Here is a 17,060-nt window from a genome sequence, read left to right as displayed (position 1 = left end):
GAAAATAAACATAGGATAAATTTTCGAGAAAGGTTGTTTTAATATGGCAATAGATGGTTTAGATAAAATATCAAATGAACAATTATTAGCAATGAATATGCTAAGCAATGGACAAGTAACAAATGATTCTGACTCTGATTCTAGTAATAGCACAGGTGGTGAAAAAGATTTAGCATTTCAGCTAGTCATGAAAAATCTTATGGATTCATCAAAAAAATCTAAAGAAAATGATAGTGCTGAATCAAATGGGAATACAAAAGAAGGAAAAAGTGAAACAACCAATAGTGAAAACTTGAATTCAAAAAATAATATAAATTTAAATAATTCGCCTAGAGTAGCCCAAACATATGTCACAGGACAAGATCTAGAAGAAATACCAATGGTTTTAACTAATAATTATATAGGTTTCACAAAAAATTCTGAATCTGTATTGTCTAAGAAAAGTGGAGCTGATATTAAGAAAATATATTCAGCTGTAGATGACGCATCTAAAAAATATGGAGTAGATCCAAATCTAATATTAGCTATAATTAAGCAAGAGTCTGATTTTGATGCTAATTCAACATCTGGTGTTGGAGCCGCTGGGTTAATGCAGATAATGCCAGAGAATTTTTCACATTTAGGTATAAATAATGGATATGATGTTGATCAAAACGTTAATGGCGGAACTAAGTTGCTTAAAGAGTATTTAGATAAATATAATGGAAACGCAGAGATGGCCCTTATGGCATACAATGGAGGACCTGGAACTATGCAAAGAAGAGGTGTGTCATCAGCTTCAGACTTATATAAAATGCCGCAAGAAACTCAGAATTATGTTCCGAAAGTGATGGGATACTATAGAAATGGAGTCTAGGATGTTTTGCATTCTAGATTTTTTCAGGAATAAAATAGTTATAATGATATGAAAAACTGCATGAAAAAAACCAACCTAAGGTTACTGATGGTTTTTTTCATGCAGTTTTTTTGCTATTTGTTAATATTATTAACAATATAGACATTTTTGAGTTGAATCTATTTTGTTATCGTATTCAAATGTTAAGTAAATGTTTTCAAAAAATCATAATAAAAAACGCAACCCTTGGGGCTAGGTTGCGCTTTAGCAATAAGCAATAAGCAATAAATAAAAAGGGGGCTATATATTCCTTTTATTTATCCTTGCAAGAATATTATAGGGTATTATTATTAATAATGCAAGTGATTTAATAAAAAATGTGAATATTTTTGAAAGAAATGAATTATTTTATTGCAAAATTATTTAATATTCGTTAATAGCTCCTTAAAAGGCTTAATTCTTCATCTGTTAATTCTCTATATTCGCCTTCTTCTAAATCTGGATCTAATAATAGGCCTCCAAATTCTTCTCTTTTAAGGTAAGTTACATTTTTTCCAACTGCTTCAAACATTCTTTTTACTTGATGAAATTTGCCTTCTTGAATTGTAAGTCTTATTTCAGATCTGTCGCTACTGCTTGATAATATTTCAAGATGCGCTTCTAAACATTTATACCCGTCATCTAAAGTAATTCCATTCTTAAATGCTGTTATATCTTTTTCATCAACTCTTTTATCTATTTCAGCATAATATACTTTATCAACATGCCATTTAGGTGAAATCAATCTATGGTTTAATTCACCATCATTAGTTAGTAATAATAAGCCAACAGTGTCCTTATCTAATCTGCCAATAGGAAAGGGATCAAAGACCTGATGTTCTAGGTTTAATAAATCAATAACTGTTTCATCTTTATTGTCATGAGTAGCCGATATAACTCCGTCAGGTTTGTTCATCATCAAATATATGTATTTACGATATAGTATTTCCTCACCATTGATTTTTATAACGGATTTTTCAGGATCAACAAGAAGGCCACTATCTTTTACAACTAAACCATCAACTTCTATGATTCCCTTTTTAGCGAAGGATTTAACATCTTTTCTGCTTCCATATCCCAAATTAGAAATTATTTTATCTAATCTTTCCAAATTATCCACTCCAATCGTCTATTTGCTTAATTTATATATTGATTTATTTTACCATAATAATAAGTATCATAACACATAGATATATAACTTGTAATTTATCTATTTCATTTTTTATTTTTAATAAAACAGATGAGATTTATACAACCTATTGTTTATATAAAATAAAGCCATGCATAACTGAAGAAATCGCTTCATATGCATGGCCTTATCGCTAGATTTATATCCACTGTACAATAGAGTTTAATGGCTGTCTTGTTTTTTTATGTGGTTCTTTGGCACGGTATCCAAAGCTAGCCATAACTGAAACACCAAAGTGCTCAGTGTCTAAAACATCTTCATTTTTAAGAATTTCTTCTACCTTTTCAATATTAAAGCCTTCAATTGGACATGAATCAATTTGTAGAAAAGCTGCAGCAGTTAGCATATTTGCTAAAGCAATATAAGTTTGTTTGCTTGCCCAATCGAAAAGTGTACGATCATTTTCAAGTAAATTAAAATCGTTCTTCTGAAAGTTTTCAAAAGCTGATTTTCTCTGTTTGGCTACATCTCCGGGAAGATTTTGAACTTCGGTCATAATTTTAGTGATATATTCAGAATTATAAATTGTATCAATTTTTTTACGAGCAAGAAGAATCACAAAGTGACTAGCTCCATTAAAACTATTCTGTGCCCCCCATGATACAGGAAACAATTTTTCTTGAAGAGTTTTATTTTCAATTATAAGGAACTTCCAAGGTTCAAAACCGAATGAACTTGGAGAAAGACGCCCAGCTTCTAATATGGTATTAAAATCTTCTTTTGATACTACCTTTGTAGGATCAAATTGCTTACAAGCATGACGGAATTGAAATGCATTTATAATTTCTTTATTTTTATTATTCATTTAAAAATCACCTCTTATCGAAATATAAGTCAAGTCTAGCACAATTAGGTGCTATATTGAAGTACGCACAATTTTGATATATAATATAAATGAACTTACCTAAGTATCTATTCTATACTAAAGGAGTAAAAAATATGCATGAACAAGTTATATATCCAGATTGTCCTAACCATCCATGTCCAGTAGAGACGACATTAAATATAATTAGTGGGAAGTGGAAGGGGATTATTCTATATCGTTTATTAGGTGGCAAAAAACGATTTAATGAATTAAAGAAACTAATTCCGAGTGTTACACATAGGACATTGACACTTCAATTGCGTGAACTTGAAAGAGATAAAGTAGTAAAACGTACAGTTTATGCCGAAGTTCCTCCACGTGTTGAGTATGAGTTAACGGTTCTTGGCCAGTCTATGTCACCGATAATTCAATCTATGTATGATTGGGGGCTGAATTATCAATCAGGATTAAAGTCTTAGAAAATGAAATTAAATATTTGATTATCATTTTAATGAGAATAGAAATTTAAAAGTATAGTAAAATAAAAAAAGTATAATATTATTAAAAGGATATTGACAAAAAATTATGAGAATTCTATAATTAATTCGTACCCGAACGAACGAGGTGGTAAAAATGAAAAACAAATGTATCGTTGGAAGAATGAGTATAATTGCTGAGGCATCCAACAAATTTTTGACAAAAAAAATAAAAGATGAGCGGCTACCTATATTGCAAAATCATATAGCTCTATTTGATATTTTGCCTGAAGATGGTTCGAAGTTGCTTTTTAATGAAATAGCAAGTACATGGAAAATATCAAAATCATCTTTGTCTGACATAATAAATAAATATGAGAGTCAAGGATTGATAAATAAGTGTATGTGCAGTGAAGATAAGAGAAGTGTATATATTAGCTTAACTCCTGAAGCTGTAATCATAAAACAAAAACTTCAAGTTATGGAGAAAGAATTTCTAGATATAATATTAAGAGATTTTGGTGAAGCTGAAAAAAAGGTGTTTGAAGATAATATAGATAAAGCTCTTAAAAATATAATAAAAATGCTTTAAAGGCATTTTTTTAAAATAGATAATTCGTACGCGTACGAAGAATATAAAAGAAGGAGTACAGATTATGAAAGAATTAATAATGAAATCACTTGATAAAATCAGACCAATGCTACAAAGAGATGGAGGAGACGTTGAATTAGTAGACGTTAGCAACGATGGAGTTGTAAGTGTAAAAATGCAAGGCGCTTGTGGAAATTGTCCAGGAGCAATGATGACAATAAAAATGATTATTGAGCAAAGATTAAAGGAAGAAGTTCCTGGAGTCACAGAAGTTGTAGGAGTTTAAAACTAAAGATATTTAATTAAAAATATAAATAAAATATTTTTTAATTTCACATATATTTCGTACGCGAACGAAATATATGTGAAAAAGATTCGTTTCGGGTACTACATAAAATATAAAAAACATATAGAAATTATAATTAAGATATTTCGATAAATACTAAATATTAGGGAGTGATAATATGTTTAATTCCATAAGAAAAAAATTGATTTTTAATTTCGTAGTAATGGCAGCAATAATAACTTTAGTTTGTATAACTTTCTTTTCGTACCAAATGGTAAATGGAATACAAAACCAAATGAAAGCAGATGGAATAACTTTAGTTAATAATATAAGAGCAAATATAGAAAGTGTAGGAGTTATAAATACAGATAAAATACAGGAAATAATAGATCAGACATATAAATATTCAGATGGAGAATTATGCTATATAGGTATAATATCAATAGATAAAACTCTTATTGCAGGAACATCAAAGGAATCAATTGGAGAGAAAATTAATTCGGAAGGATTAGATGCAGTGTTTAAAGGGAACACAGGTACATATATGTATGAGTGGAAGGGCACTCCTGCGTATAATGTGACAGTTCCGGTCAAGGACGGCGATAATATAGGATATGCTCTTTCAATTGGAATTTCTGTCGATAACATGCAGCAATCCATTAGAAACACTATTATAAAAAGTATAATTTATGCTATAGTCGTTTTAATATTAGCAGCTGTTGCAGGAGTATGCATAGGAAGGCGAATTGCGAAACCTATAGAAATTATTAAAGATGTTATTGAAAAAGCAGGAAATGGAGACTTTACAGCAGAGTATAAAATTACAGGTAAAGACGAAATAGGAAAATTAGCAGCTGCAAGTAGTAAAACTAGAAAGAGCATGAGGGAACTTGTCAGGAAAACCAAAGTGATATCAGAAAGTTTAAGTAAACTATCGAAGAATATTGAAATTGGTGGTAGCACTGTAGCGTCCTCTAGTGAAGAAATCGCAGCTTCAGTGACTAATGTATCCAAAGAAGGTATAAAACAAACAGAGGCATTAGAAGAGGCTGTTAGCATATTAGAAAGTTTTTCAGTAGACTTAGATAATGTGGATAATAAATTGGTGTTGTTAGCTGATGGTGGAAAGATTATAAAAGAAGATACAAATAGAGGAGTAGAAACTATAAATAAGTTGGCTAATACTATCGATGATATGTTGAATTCATTTTCAGTATCAAGGAGCAAGGTAGAAAATTTAGACAATACTATATCACAGATTAATTCTATAGTTGATGTTATAAATGGAGTGGCGAAACAAACTAATCTTTTAGCGTTAAATGCATCCATTGAGGCAGCAAGAGCAGGAGAGGCTGGAAAGGGATTCTCAGTAGTAGCAGAGGAAATAAGAAAGCTTGCAGAAGAAGTATTAAATTCATCAAAAAGTATAACCCAATTAATAAATACAGTAATGAAAGAGACTCATGATGTTTCTAATACTACAGAAGTCGTTACTAAGATAGTAGAAGAAAGTAAAAATGATATTAATAGTGTAACAACTTCATTTAAAGGAGTTATTAGCAAGGTTAATAGTATTCCTAGTGATATTAATAAGGTTCATGCGGTACTTCAAGAAACTATGAAGGGAAGAAATAAGATTTTGGATACAGTTGAAAATATAGCTTCAAAATCACAAGAAATCTCAGCTCTTTCTGAAGAGGTGACAGCATCTACAGAAGAACAAGCAGCTATAACAAATGAACTTTCTATAACAGCAAAAAAACTAGTTAATATTTCATCTGTGCTAGAAAAAGATATTTCAAACTTTAAGATATGATTTCTATGATTCTTGAAGTAGAAAAGTTAGAGTGACTAACATATGGTGGCTAAAGTTGTTAAATCATTAATAATGCGTAAGTAACACTTGATTAAAAATATCAGGTGTTTTTTATATTCCTAGAAATTTATTAATTCTTCTAAGTAATAGAAGCTAACCCAAAATATAAGTTTGAATATATGTAATTAAAATAATATTTTAGTTAGCTTGATGATTTAAACATAAGCACATATGGTATAATATTTAAGGATTGGGAAAGGAGGAATAAGTAAATGGATTTAAAATCATTACTTAATAAAGAACAATATGAAGGGGCAACCACAATTGATGGGCAGGTACTTATTTTAGCTGGAGCAGGTTCGGGTAAGACTAGAGTGTTAACACATAGAATGGCACATATGATTGAAGATCTAGGTATTGCGCCTTACAGTATATTAGCTATCACTTTTACAAATAAAGCTGCAAAGGAAATGAAGGATAGAGTTAAAGCACTTATTGGTGAGAGAGCAGAAAATATGTGGATATCCACTTTCCATTCAACTTGTGTTAGGATTTTAAGAAGAGAGATAGATAAAATTGGATATAAAAGTAGTTTTACTATATATGACAGCTCTGATCAAAAGACATTAGTTAAAGAATGCATGAAAGTACTTAATATTAATGATAAAGATATAACAGAACAAGAGATAGTGGGAAAGATAGGAAAAGCTAAAGATAAAATGCAAAGTGTTAGAAGCTTTATGTTAGAAAATGAAGCCAACTTTAGGGAAAAGAAAATTGCAGATATATATGAAATGTATCAAAAGAGATTAAAAGAAAACAATGCTTTAGATTTTGATGATTTAATTTTTAAAACAGTTGAGCTTTTCCAAAGTAACCCTGAGGTATTGGAGTTTTATCAAAATAAATTTAAATATATCATGGTTGATGAGTATCAGGATACTAATGGTGCTCAATATGAGTTAGTTAAATTACTTGCTTCTAAATATAAGAACATATGTGTTGTTGGAGATGATGACCAGTGTATTTATCAGTGGAGAGGTGCAGATATTCAAAATATATTAGATTTTGAAAAAGATTATCCAGGAGCTAAAGTGATTAAGCTAGAACAAAATTATAGATCAAAAGGAAATATATTAAGTGCAGCCAATGTTGTAATTGTTAATAATGCAAATAGAAAAAGTAAAGTATTAAGGACAGAACAAGAACCTGGAAGTAGAATTAGGATATATAGGGCCTATTCAGATAGTGATGAAGGGGATTTTGTCGGCAAACAGATTTTAGACATAAAGGATAAAGAAGAAAAAAATTATAATGACTTTGCTATATTATATAGAACAAATGCTCAGTCAAGAATTTTTGAAGAAAGCTTTAGAAGAAAAGGAATTCCTTATAAAATAGTAGGCGGTACAAGATTTTATGACAGAAAAGAAATTAAAGATATATTAGCATATTTAAAAGTTATTGTTAATATTCAAGATGATATTAGTATTAGAAGAATAATAAATGTACCTAAGAGGAGCATTGGAGATGCAACCGTTGCAAAGGTTCAAGAATTTGCGAGCAGCTTTGAGTTTAATTTATGGGATGCATTATCTGAAGTAAGGAGTATTCCAACATTAACACCGAGAAATATTTCAACTATTGAACCTTTTGTTGCATTAATGGAAAATTTCATGGAACTTAGCGAGACAGTTCCTGTTTCAGTACTTATTGAATCTATATTAAAGGATACTGGATATCTAAAACAATTAAACGAATCAAATGAAATTGAGGATAGAAGTAGAATTGAAAATTTAAAGGAACTTGTTTCAGATGCAGCTGATTTTGAAAAGAACAGTGAAGATAATTCATTATCTGCATATTTAGAGAGAGTTTCTTTAGTTCAGGATACAGATAAGATTGAAGAGGAAGATGATGCAGTAGTATTAATGACAATTCATAGTGCAAAAGGATTAGAGTTTCCTGTTGTATTTATGGTTGGTATGGAAAATGGTATTTTTCCGGGGAATGCATCATTTGAAAAAGAATCAGAGATGGAAGAGTCAAGAAGATTATGCTATGTTGGTATAACTAGAGCAAAACAGACATTATTTATGACTTCAGCGGAAGTTAGGAGAGTATTTGGTAAAGCTGTAGCATATCCTCAATCTGACTTTATTAATGAAATAAGACCAGACTTAAAAGAATATGTCGGAGTTAAAAAGGAAAGCGCTAAAAGTAGAGAGAAGATTATGAAAAGTAACTCTTATACTAATCCGCATAGTTTAAGAAATAGTGTTACAGGTAATAGAGCATATACTCTTGATAATGGTGGTATTAATAATGTAATTGATAGAAGTACCATGAATGAAATAGCTAAAGAATATATATCTATTAGTGAAGCGACTCTTGGGAGAAAAGTAATTCATGAAAAGTTCGGGAAAGGGACAATTGTAGCTGTCCAGGATTCAGGTAGCGACAAAAAATTAACAGTTGCTTTTGATAAACAGGGTGTTAAGTCGTTATTATTATCTTTTGCAAAACTTAAAATGATTTAATGGAAATTTGGAGGCCTAATATGGATAAGATTGAAAGAATAAAAGAACTTGTTGAAAAGTTAAATAGATATTCCTATGAATATTATTCTTTAGATAGTCCATCTGTAAGTGATAAGGACTATGATGAAAAATACTATGAACTTCAAGAGTTAGAAAGAGAAACAGGATACGTGCTTCCTTATTCACCGACATTAAGAGTTGGAGATATAGTATTAGATGGTTTTAGAAAGTATACTCATAAAGCAAGACTTTGGAGCTTAGATAAAGCACAAAGTTTGCAAGAAATTATAGATTGGCATAATAGAAACATTAAGTTTGTTGAAGAGGCTAGAGGCAGAGGAGAAAATCTGCCAGACCTAAAATATGTTGTTACAAAGAAATTTGATGGTTTGACAATCAACTTAACATATAATACTGAAGGTATACTTGAAATAGCTGCAACAAGAGGCACAGGAAGCATTGGAGAAGAAGTAACATCACAGGTTAAAACAATCAAATCAATACCGCTTAAAATCAATAGTAGTGATGTTTTAGAAGTTCATGGAGAAGCTATTATGACTCAACAGGCCTTCAATAAATATAACGAAACTTCTAATACACCATTAAAGAATTTAAGAAATGGAGCAGCAGGTGCTTTGAGGAATCTAAACGTAAAAGAAACTGCAAGAAGAAATCTTTCAGCCTTCTTTTATGATGTGGGTTACAAAGAAGGAACCCCATTTAAGACTTACATGGAAATGATGGGGTTTATAAAAGAACAAGGGCTTCCAGTTGATGATTATATAAGAGTATGTACGTCTATAGAAGAAATTGAGAAAGAGATAGAATATGTAAAAGGTATTAGATTTGACTTGAACTATGATATAGATGGATTAGTAATTGCAATAGATGATATTAGAACAAGAGAACTAATAGGATATACAGTAAAGTTCCCTAAATGGGCTATCGCATTTAAATTTGAAGCTCAAGAAGCAACAACTAAACTTTTAGGTGTTGAATGGAATGTTGGAAGAAGTGGCAGAGTTGGACCAACAGCAATATTAGATCCAGTAGAACTTGCAGGAGTTACTGTTAAAAGAGCTACTTTAAATAATATGGATGATATTGCAAGAAAAGGCGTTAGAATTGGTGCAGAAGTATTTGTTAGAAGAAGCAATGATGTTATACCAGAGATAATGGGAATAGTGCCAGAATCTTTAGAAGGTTCCGAGGAAATAACAGTTCCGGAGCTTTGCCCTGCTTGTGGTAGTCACTTAGTTCTAAATGGAGCTCATTATTTCTGTGAAAATACTCTATCTTGTAAGCCTCAATTAGTTAAAACTATAGTACACTATGCTTCAAGGGAAGCAATGAATATAGCTGGTTTTTCAGAAAGAACAGCAGAACAATTATTTGAAAAACTTAATATTAAATCTATTTCAGATTTATACAAATTAAATGAAGAAGATTTGATAGGACTAGAAAAGTTTGCGGCTAAGAAAGCGCAGAATCTTCTTGAAGCTATTGAGGAAAGTAAAGATTGTGAGTTATTTGCATTTATATACGCTTTGGGAATTCCAAATGTGGGAGTAAAGACTGCAAAAGACTTGGTTAATAGATTTAAGTCCATAGAAGGTTTGAAGAATGCAACCTTTGAAGAACTTGTTGGAGTTCAAGATGTTGGAGATATAGTGGCTCAAGGGGTTATAGCTTTCTTTAAAGAAGAAAAAGTATTGCAGACCATAGATGAGTTGATAGCTTTAGGTGTTAATCCTAAATATGAAGAAAAAGAAGTTATATCAAGTCCTTTTGAAGGAAAGACTGTTGTTGCAACAGGCTCACTTGAGAATTATTCTAGAACTGAGATAAAAGATAAACTTGAAAGCTTAGGAGCAAAGGTTTCGGGAAGTGTTAGTAAAAAAACAGATTACGTAATAGCAGGAGAAGCGGCAGGATCAAAATTGACTAAAGCAGAGGAATTAGGAATTAAGGTTCTTTCAGAAGAAGAGTTTGAAGAAATATTAAGGAGGTAAAGTATGAAAAGATTAATAAATTTGCTTGAATTTATATCAGCTTTTATAACAAGCATCTTAATAATTTGTACCTTTTTAACAACATATCAATTCTATTATGTTGGTCAGATTTTCAATTCATACTTACCGATACAACTTGGAGTTTGTATCACTATGGCAATTTTAGCACTTAGATTTCTTCTTAATGAGACAGGAAAAAAGAGAATAATATATTCTATCTTAAGTTTTTTAATATCAATTTCTTTGATTTTCTTTATGATAAATTTAATTAAGTGATGAAGTGTTCCTTAAAATTAACTTAGTAATTGTTAATTTTAAGTAGAGGTTTTCGATTAAGAAACTGGCTCAAAGTTGTTTCAAAACATTTGAGTCAGTTTTTTTGATTAGATAAAGTAAATTGTGGAAATAATTCTTAATATAAATTAAGGCAAAGGGTGTAATTATGAAAAGAATTTTTTTCTATGCAATTATGTTAAGTTTTATAATATTATTTTGTTTAGGATTTGTGAACAAAGAAAGTAACAATGCATCTAGTGATGATTCTAAAGAAACAATAAGTTATGGTATAAATGAGATTCCAGAAGATTTAGAAAAGGTTACTAATTTATCTAAACGTCATGAGGATATTATATGCGCGGTAAGCAAAGGATTAGTTTCTAAAGATGGGGATAATAAAATAGTGCCATCTTTAGCAAGTGAAATCACAAAAAGTAAAGATGGTATTCAATATGAGTTTAAAATTAGAAATGATATTTTTTGGAGTGACGGAAGTAAAATAACTCCTAATGATATAGTTACTTTCTTTAAAGAATTATTGAAAGAGGAAGATGAAGAAAACATACAAGCATTACTTAATGTCTATGGGGCAAAAGAATTTAAAGATGGGAAAGCTATATATGAAACTGGAGTTGCAATAAAGACGACTGAAAATTCTGTTGTTATTAGATTGAACAAAGTGGATGATAATTTCTTAAATGAATTGGCTAAGCCACAGTATACATTGAGAAAATATTTAATAATGTGGCGTAATATGAAAAATAATTACAATACATTAATTTATTCAGGTGATTATAAAATTGATTCATTTAACAAGGATCAGGTAGTCTTAAAAAGAAATGAAAATAACAATAAAAGTAGTATAGATACCATTAAAATATTAAATGATGATAGTGTAGAAGCGTCTATGGCATCATATGAAGTTAAAGAAAGAGATATTGTAATAAATCCACCAGAAAGCGAACTTAATAAATTAGCAGAACAGAAAAAATTAATAACACTTCCTGAAGTAAAAGCAACATATTTAGTCATTAACAGTAAAAGTAATTCTATTCCACTTCAAGGAAGAAGAGATATTTATAATGATGTACGTAAAGCTACTGAATCGTATCAAAATTCAAATAATAAAGAGTTTGAACTTGCAGAAGGAAGTTTTTTTAGAGAAGATAAGCAAGATCTAACAAAATTACAAGCAAGGAAAGTTATTAGTAATAAAGAAGGCGAATGGAACAAACCTAAGATATTAACATTACTATGTGAAGATACTGATGAGAATAGAATTTTATGTAGAACAATTGAAGATTGGTTTAAAAATAATACAAATATAATAATAAAATATAGTTTAGTAAAAGAAGAGTTTGAGGATGAAGAATTGAAGAAAAGATATGATATGATTTTGGTTAGTAATAATGCTAATTCATCTGATAAAGCAGATTTCTATGACAACTTTAAGAAATATCTAACAGAAGATCAAAATAAGTTATTAGAAAAGTTATTAAATACTAAAAATAGTGGAGATTATTCAAGCCTAGAAGAAAATTTATTTGATAATTACAATATTCTTCCATTGGTGTTTTATAATGAAAATATAGCAATTTCTGATAAGATATCGGATTTAAAATTAGATGGAAATGGCAATATAGACTTTGCTACAATCCAATAAGAGTAATTCTAAAATCAATATTAATAATTATGTATAGCCTATATTCTCAATATAACGTATTATAGCTATCCTTATATGTAAATCTTATATTTCGATTTACATATAAGGATAGTTTTTATCATATCCATATTTACTAATCTTAAAATTTTTTCTTATTGTGAGGATGTTGAGCTTTATTTTTCTTTACTTTTTTATTTTTCATAGAAGGATTAACTTTAGATGTACCGCCATTGTTTAATGAAGCTATATTAGTATTATTTTTGAAGGTATTAAAACTATTTAGCACAGGTTCTCTAGAGTTAACGGGTTCTTCGATTTTTGATAAACTTAATTGTGTTTTTAAGCCACTTCCATTATTTCCTGAATTAACTGTAGTTGATGAATTGTTTAAGTTATCTTCCTCTATATTAATTGTTACAGAATTAATATTTGATTCAACTGAGTTCTCTAAATCAGATAGCTTTTCTAATCCTAATGGTGGAATAAATTCCATGAAATCTTCAACCATATCTTTAAGAAGATAGATAATCATAAAGAAGTTAAACATATTTTTACTACTATCAAAAGATGTTCTTTTAGTGCTTAATGAATCTTTTTTCTTTGAGTAGCTCAAGCTCTTAACGAATACTGGTGCTAAGCCTGAGCTTTTAGGAGTAGGCAATATTGGCATTCTAAAATATATTTCATCTAACATATCATCAGAACGTAAGCTTAATTTTTTATATCGTTCTACTTCATCTAGGGTCGGAGCTTCAGGCCAACTTGTTAGAAGACCTCCATTTACGAAGAATTTTCTATAAAGACCAGAAATAATAGGTCGCAATTCTGAGATCTTATCTTCTTGAAATGAATACATAAGTAAACATAAAAGATATAGATTGATTTCAAGGCAAGAGTATTTACTATCCTTCTTATCAGATAATTTTACAAATATATTTTTATCCGTATCATATAAGCTGATCAATTTTTCAGTAATTTCTTTAGAAAATTCTTTAAAAGAAATTATTTCCGTATGTTTATAAGCTTCCATTAGACAGATAGAAAATAATGCACAATCATCTATAGAATCAAGATAATAATCTTTTTCCTGAAATTTAGAAATCAAAAAATCACCTAAATCTAAAATCAATTCTTTCGCCTTTTGTGAGCAAGAATATTTATAGTGAATATTTAGAGCAAGAAAAATTTGTATGCATTCATTAAATGATAAATCATATAACACAGAGTTATAAGTTTTAAACATATCTAGAATTTCATTTGAAAATGCAGTGTACTCTTTGCTAAGGTCATCATTATCATTATAATATGAGTATAATAAGTAAGCATCCATCATAAAAGCTTGATCAGAAAATTTAAATTTATCATCTTTATCTACTAAAGAGAATCCTTTAGAATTTCCATCAGATACATTTTTCTTATCTACAAATAAACCTTCATTATTTCGTAAATTTTCGGAATAGAACTGCAACTGTTCTCTGGCAAGGTATTTAAATGGTTTTTCAAGAGATACTACATTTCGTTTTCCATCACTATAATGTGAATAATATTCACTTAATTCAAGTAAACATAAAGTCATAAGAGCACTAGTAGAAGGGCTCACTTCTTTTTTAAAGCTTGATTCATCAAAACTAGGGCTGCTTTTGCTGTGAATAAATAAAGGTGAAGCTTTTCTATATAAGCATAATAGTGGAGAAAAATTATTTAATATGCTAATATCTTCTATAGAAGATTTTTTTGAAGCTCTAGTTTGAGCTAAAATACCACATTTAGAATTTAAAACTAAAGTTTTTATTGATTCTTTGGATAAGTAAAAAAGTTGACCACTAATTTCTTTTTGAGAAAGACTATTCATCCTAAAAAATGGTCCTATATATCTCAATGTATAACACCTCTCATAAATTTCTCATCTTATTCATTAATATGAAATTTGTAAACAAAAAGTACATAAAATAAAAATAAAAGGAGATTTTTTATAATGAAGGAAGGAAAATTAGATTTCGAGGATTTGAGAAATATTATATTGAATAATAAAACAATCAAGAGAAAGGAGGTGAAAATTCGAAATGATGTCGGAGAAGATTGTTCTATTATTGATTTTGGAGAATATGAAGGAATATTTTCTACAGATCCGATAACGGGTGCAAGTGAAAATGTTGGAAAACTAGCAGTACATATTAACTGTAATGATATAGCATCAGCAGGTGGGGAGCCTATAGGTATTTTAGTTACAATATTAGCTCCAATATCATCAACTTTACAAGAGATAAACGAAATTATGAAGGAAATCAATGAGGAAGCAGCTAAGATTAATGTTGAGATTATAGGAGGGCATACGGAAGTAACAAGCGCAGTGAATAGGATGATTATATCTGTAACAGTAATAGGAAAAAATTTAAAAGGCAAATCTGTAAAAACTGCAGGAGCACAATTAGGAGATGACATAATAGTAACTAAAACATTAGGATTAGAAGGTACATATATCTTAATAAATGATCATAAAGCTAGAATTGAGAAAATTTTATCAAAAGAAGACATAGAACTTGGGTGTAATTTGATTGATAAACTAAGTGTTCTTGAAGAAGGAAAAATAGGCGGAGAATTTGGCGTTAATTCAATGCATGATATAACAGAAGGAGGACTTCTTGGAGGACTTTTTGAGGTCGCTATGGCATCAAATAAAGGATTTAAAATATTTAAAGAGAAAATACCAATGTTGGATATAACTAAAAAGGTTTGCGAGGAATTCAAAATAGATCCACTTAGGCTCATATCGTCTGGGAGTATGCTTATTACTACTAAAAATGGTAGTGAGTTGATAAAACGTCTAAATGAAAGTGGAATTGAAGCTAGTATAATAGGTGAGATATGTGAGTGTGGCGCAGTATTATTAGATAATGATCATGAAATAGAGGTTGAAGCACCCAAAAGAGATGAATTGTTTAATATACAGTAAAGATTCTAAAAGATTGATGTGTTTCAAGTAATTTTGTTAGAATTATATAAAAGCTATTTGGAATTATTGAGATTAATTAGAATTGTAATAGTGATAGAAAGTCAAAAGGAATTAGGCGATTTTAAAGCTTTTTATAAAATAATTATGGAATTCAAAATTTTTATTTTAAATGAGAAGAAGGAGATATAGAATGAAAAAATTAATATTAGCTAGTAATAACAAGAAAAAGATTAAAGAAATGAAAGAAATATTAAAAGAGCTAGATATAGAAGTTAGATCTTTGGAAGATGAAGGCATAAATATAGATGTGGTTGAAGATGGAAAAACGTTTGAAGAAAATGCAAAAAAGAAAGCAAAAGAAATATATGAACATTTATTAGAAAGAAAAGCTAGTAATTTTATTGTATTAGCTGATGATTCGGGACTTGAAGTAAATTACTTAAATGGAGAGCCGGGAATTTATTCAGCTCGATATGCTGGGGAACATGGAAATGATTCAAGAAACAATGAAAAGCTTTTAAACAAGTTAAAAGGTGTTTTGAAAAGCAATAGAGAAGCTAAATTTATTTGTCAGTTAGCAATGTTTACAGATAAGGGAGAGTATTTTAAAGTTACAGGTGAAGTAAAAGGATGGATTATAGAAGAATTACATGGAGATGGCGGATTTGGATATGATCCATTATTTTTCTATGAACCATTAAATAAAACTTTTGCTGAATTAACTTCAGATGAGAAGAATGAAATAAGTCATAGAGGAAAGGCATTAAAGGAATTGAAAAAAGTAATCATTCAATTACTTTAATTTATTAGAAAGTTATTTAGAATAAGTTAATAAGTTGTTTACTATATCTAAGAAATGTTAAATAAATTAATAATAATGCAGGAGGAAGAATTATGTTAATTGCAGTTGTAAGTGATACACATAGGATGATTAAATATATTAATTTGGCTAAGGAACTAATAAAGGATGCCGATATTTTGATACATTTAGGAGATAACATTGACGATGTAGAATTGTTGGAAAATGATTTTAAAGGGAAAGTGTATGCTGTTGCAGGTAATTGTGATTATTCAGCTAAATATCCGAAGGAATCTATTATAGAAGTAAATGGGAAAAGAGTGTTTTTTACACATGGTGACTTGTATGGTGTAAAAAGCTCTATGAACAATATTTATTATAGGGGAAGAGAATTAAATGCTGATATTGTATTGTTTGGTCATACACACCAACAATTAATAGAGAAAGAAGATAATATGATCTTAATGAATCCAGGAAGCATATCATTACCTAAATTAAAATGGAGATGTATAGGCTTCATAAATATCAGTGATAATGGAGATGTAGATGCATATTTAAAAGAAATTAGGGCATAATGATTAAATATTTAAATTAATTATCATAAAATTATAAAAAAGGTATTGACGAAACAGATTTGATATTGTAGAATAATCATTGTCGCTGAGAGATGAGTGACAAGTTAAAAAACTGGTTAAGATTTTCGGGGTGTGGCGCAGCTGGGAGCGCGCGTGGTTTGGGACCATGAGGTCGCAGGTTCAATCCCTGTCACCCCGACCATT

At 29.6% G+C, this 17,060-nt stretch carries 15 protein-coding genes and 1 tRNA gene; 13 read left to right on the top strand and 3 right to left on the bottom strand.

The window, feature by feature from the left end; all coding sequences use genetic code 11:
* Positions 1-43 precede the first annotated feature (43 nt).
* The gene (locus T483_RS32095) at positions 44-856 is read left to right on the top strand and encodes a lytic transglycosylase domain-containing protein (protein WP_026886550.1); all 813 of its coding nucleotides are present in this window, start codon (positions 44-46) and stop codon (positions 854-856) included.
* Positions 857-1,268: 412 nt separating this feature from the next.
* Here the strand turns inward: T483_RS32095 and T483_RS0108920 are convergent, their stop codons facing one another.
* Both T483_RS0108920 and T483_RS0108915 read right to left on the bottom strand, forming a co-directional pair.
* Entirely contained in the window at positions 1,269-1,985 is a 717-nt protein-coding gene (locus T483_RS0108920) for a pseudouridine synthase (RefSeq protein WP_026886549.1), read from the bottom strand.
* Positions 1,986-2,202: 217 nt separating this feature from the next.
* The gene (locus T483_RS0108915; protein ID WP_026886548.1) at positions 2,203-2,868 is read right to left on the bottom strand and encodes an NAD(P)H-dependent oxidoreductase; all 666 of its coding nucleotides are present in this window, start codon (positions 2,866-2,868) and stop codon (positions 2,203-2,205) included.
* A 134-nt stretch (positions 2,869-3,002) separates the two neighbouring features.
* Between T483_RS0108915 and T483_RS0108910 the strand changes: the two genes are divergently transcribed.
* From T483_RS0108910 to T483_RS0108875, 8 genes are all read left to right on the top strand, one after another.
* Positions 3,003-3,347: a winged helix-turn-helix transcriptional regulator gene (locus tag T483_RS0108910; RefSeq protein WP_026886547.1), complete on the top strand. Its 345-nt coding sequence runs from the start codon at positions 3,003-3,005 to the stop codon at positions 3,345-3,347.
* Positions 3,348-3,501: 154 nt separating this feature from the next.
* Positions 3,502-3,936, top strand: a complete 435-nt coding sequence (locus T483_RS0108905) for a MarR family transcriptional regulator (protein WP_026886546.1) — start codon at positions 3,502-3,504, stop codon at positions 3,934-3,936.
* A gap of 64 nt (positions 3,937-4,000) precedes the next feature.
* Positions 4,001-4,222 (top strand): NifU family protein, encoded by a 222-nt coding sequence (locus T483_RS0108900; protein WP_026886545.1) that lies wholly within the window; start codon positions 4,001-4,003, stop codon positions 4,220-4,222.
* Positions 4,223-4,400: 178 nt separating this feature from the next.
* Positions 4,401-6,038, top strand: a complete 1,638-nt coding sequence (locus tag T483_RS0108895) for a methyl-accepting chemotaxis protein (protein ID WP_026886544.1) — start codon at positions 4,401-4,403, stop codon at positions 6,036-6,038.
* Positions 6,039-6,310: 272 nt separating this feature from the next.
* Positions 6,311-8,578, top strand: coding sequence for a DNA helicase PcrA (pcrA, locus tag T483_RS0108890; RefSeq protein WP_026886543.1), 2,268 nt, complete (start codon positions 6,311-6,313; stop codon positions 8,576-8,578).
* 20 nt (positions 8,579-8,598) lie between these two features.
* The gene (gene ligA, locus T483_RS0108885) at positions 8,599-10,590 is read left to right on the top strand and encodes an NAD-dependent DNA ligase LigA (RefSeq protein WP_026886542.1); all 1,992 of its coding nucleotides are present in this window, start codon (positions 8,599-8,601) and stop codon (positions 10,588-10,590) included.
* Between the two features lie 3 nt (positions 10,591-10,593).
* On the top strand, positions 10,594-10,866 hold the full coding sequence (locus tag T483_RS0108880) for a hypothetical protein (RefSeq protein ID WP_026886541.1): 273 nt from the start codon (positions 10,594-10,596) through the stop codon (positions 10,864-10,866).
* A 166-nt stretch (positions 10,867-11,032) separates the two neighbouring features.
* Positions 11,033-12,529 carry an ABC transporter substrate-binding protein gene (locus tag T483_RS0108875; RefSeq protein ID WP_026886540.1) on the top strand — a complete coding sequence of 499 codons (1,497 nt, stop codon included), beginning with the start codon at positions 11,033-11,035 and terminating at the stop codon, positions 12,527-12,529.
* A 139-nt stretch (positions 12,530-12,668) separates the two neighbouring features.
* Here T483_RS0108875 and T483_RS0108870 read toward each other — a convergent pair whose 3' ends face one another.
* Positions 12,669-14,408: a hypothetical protein gene (locus T483_RS0108870; protein WP_026886539.1), complete on the bottom strand. Its 1,740-nt coding sequence runs from the start codon at positions 14,406-14,408 to the stop codon at positions 12,669-12,671.
* Positions 14,409-14,504: 96 nt separating this feature from the next.
* On the opposite strand from T483_RS0108870, the gene T483_RS0108865 reads away from it, so the two are divergent.
* The 4 genes from T483_RS0108865 (at position 14,505) to T483_RS0108845 (ending at position 17,058) form a co-directional block, all read left to right on the top strand.
* Positions 14,505-15,482: an AIR synthase family protein gene (locus T483_RS0108865; RefSeq protein ID WP_026886538.1), complete on the top strand. Its 978-nt coding sequence runs from the start codon at positions 14,505-14,507 to the stop codon at positions 15,480-15,482.
* Between the two features lie 190 nt (positions 15,483-15,672).
* Positions 15,673-16,284 carry an XTP/dITP diphosphatase gene (locus T483_RS0108855; protein ID WP_026886537.1) on the top strand — a complete coding sequence of 204 codons (612 nt, stop codon included), beginning with the start codon at positions 15,673-15,675 and terminating at the stop codon, positions 16,282-16,284.
* Positions 16,285-16,376: 92 nt separating this feature from the next.
* Positions 16,377-16,856 carry a metallophosphoesterase gene (locus tag T483_RS0108850; protein WP_026886536.1) on the top strand — a complete coding sequence of 160 codons (480 nt, stop codon included), beginning with the start codon at positions 16,377-16,379 and terminating at the stop codon, positions 16,854-16,856.
* Positions 16,857-16,982: 126 nt separating this feature from the next.
* A tRNA-Pro gene (locus T483_RS0108845) sits at positions 16,983-17,058 on the top strand.
* Positions 17,059-17,060 lie beyond the last annotated feature (2 nt).

This window comes from Clostridium beijerinckii HUN142 (assembly GCF_000621745.1).
GTDB classification, from domain to species: Bacteria; Bacillota; Clostridia; order Clostridiales; family Clostridiaceae; genus Clostridium; species Clostridium beijerinckii_A.
Note: the sequence above shows the minus strand (reverse complement) of the source record. Positions and strands in the feature narration are given on the sequence as shown.

Bases quoted from the DNA above. Each gene is read 5' to 3' on its own strand.
- ligA (WP_026886542.1), top strand. From the start codon at position 8,599: ATGGATAAGATTGAAAGAATAAAAGAACTTGTTGAAAAGTTAAATAGA.
- T483_RS0108905 (WP_026886546.1), top strand. From the start codon at position 3,502: ATGAAAAACAAATGTATCGTTGGAAGAATGAGTATAATTGCTGAGGCA.
- T483_RS0108875 (WP_026886540.1), top strand. From the start codon at position 11,033: ATGAAAAGAATTTTTTTCTATGCAATTATGTTAAGTTTTATAATATTA.
- T483_RS0108855 (WP_026886537.1), top strand. From the start codon at position 15,673: ATGAAAAAATTAATATTAGCTAGTAATAACAAGAAAAAGATTAAAGAA.
- T483_RS0108880 (WP_026886541.1), top strand. From the start codon at position 10,594: ATGAAAAGATTAATAAATTTGCTTGAATTTATATCAGCTTTTATAACA.
- T483_RS0108900 (WP_026886545.1), top strand. From the start codon at position 4,001: ATGAAAGAATTAATAATGAAATCACTTGATAAAATCAGACCAATGCTA.
- T483_RS0108895 (WP_026886544.1), top strand. From the start codon at position 4,401: ATGTTTAATTCCATAAGAAAAAAATTGATTTTTAATTTCGTAGTAATG.
- T483_RS0108915 (WP_026886548.1), bottom strand. From the start codon at position 2,868: ATGAATAATAAAAATAAAGAAATTATAAATGCATTTCAATTCCGTCAT.
- T483_RS0108865 (WP_026886538.1), top strand. From the start codon at position 14,505: ATGAAGGAAGGAAAATTAGATTTCGAGGATTTGAGAAATATTATATTG.
- T483_RS0108850 (WP_026886536.1), top strand. From the start codon at position 16,377: ATGTTAATTGCAGTTGTAAGTGATACACATAGGATGATTAAATATATT.
- pcrA (WP_026886543.1), top strand. From the start codon at position 6,311: ATGGATTTAAAATCATTACTTAATAAAGAACAATATGAAGGGGCAACC.
- T483_RS0108910 (WP_026886547.1), top strand. From the start codon at position 3,003: ATGCATGAACAAGTTATATATCCAGATTGTCCTAACCATCCATGTCCA.
- T483_RS32095 (WP_026886550.1), top strand. From the start codon at position 44: ATGGCAATAGATGGTTTAGATAAAATATCAAATGAACAATTATTAGCA.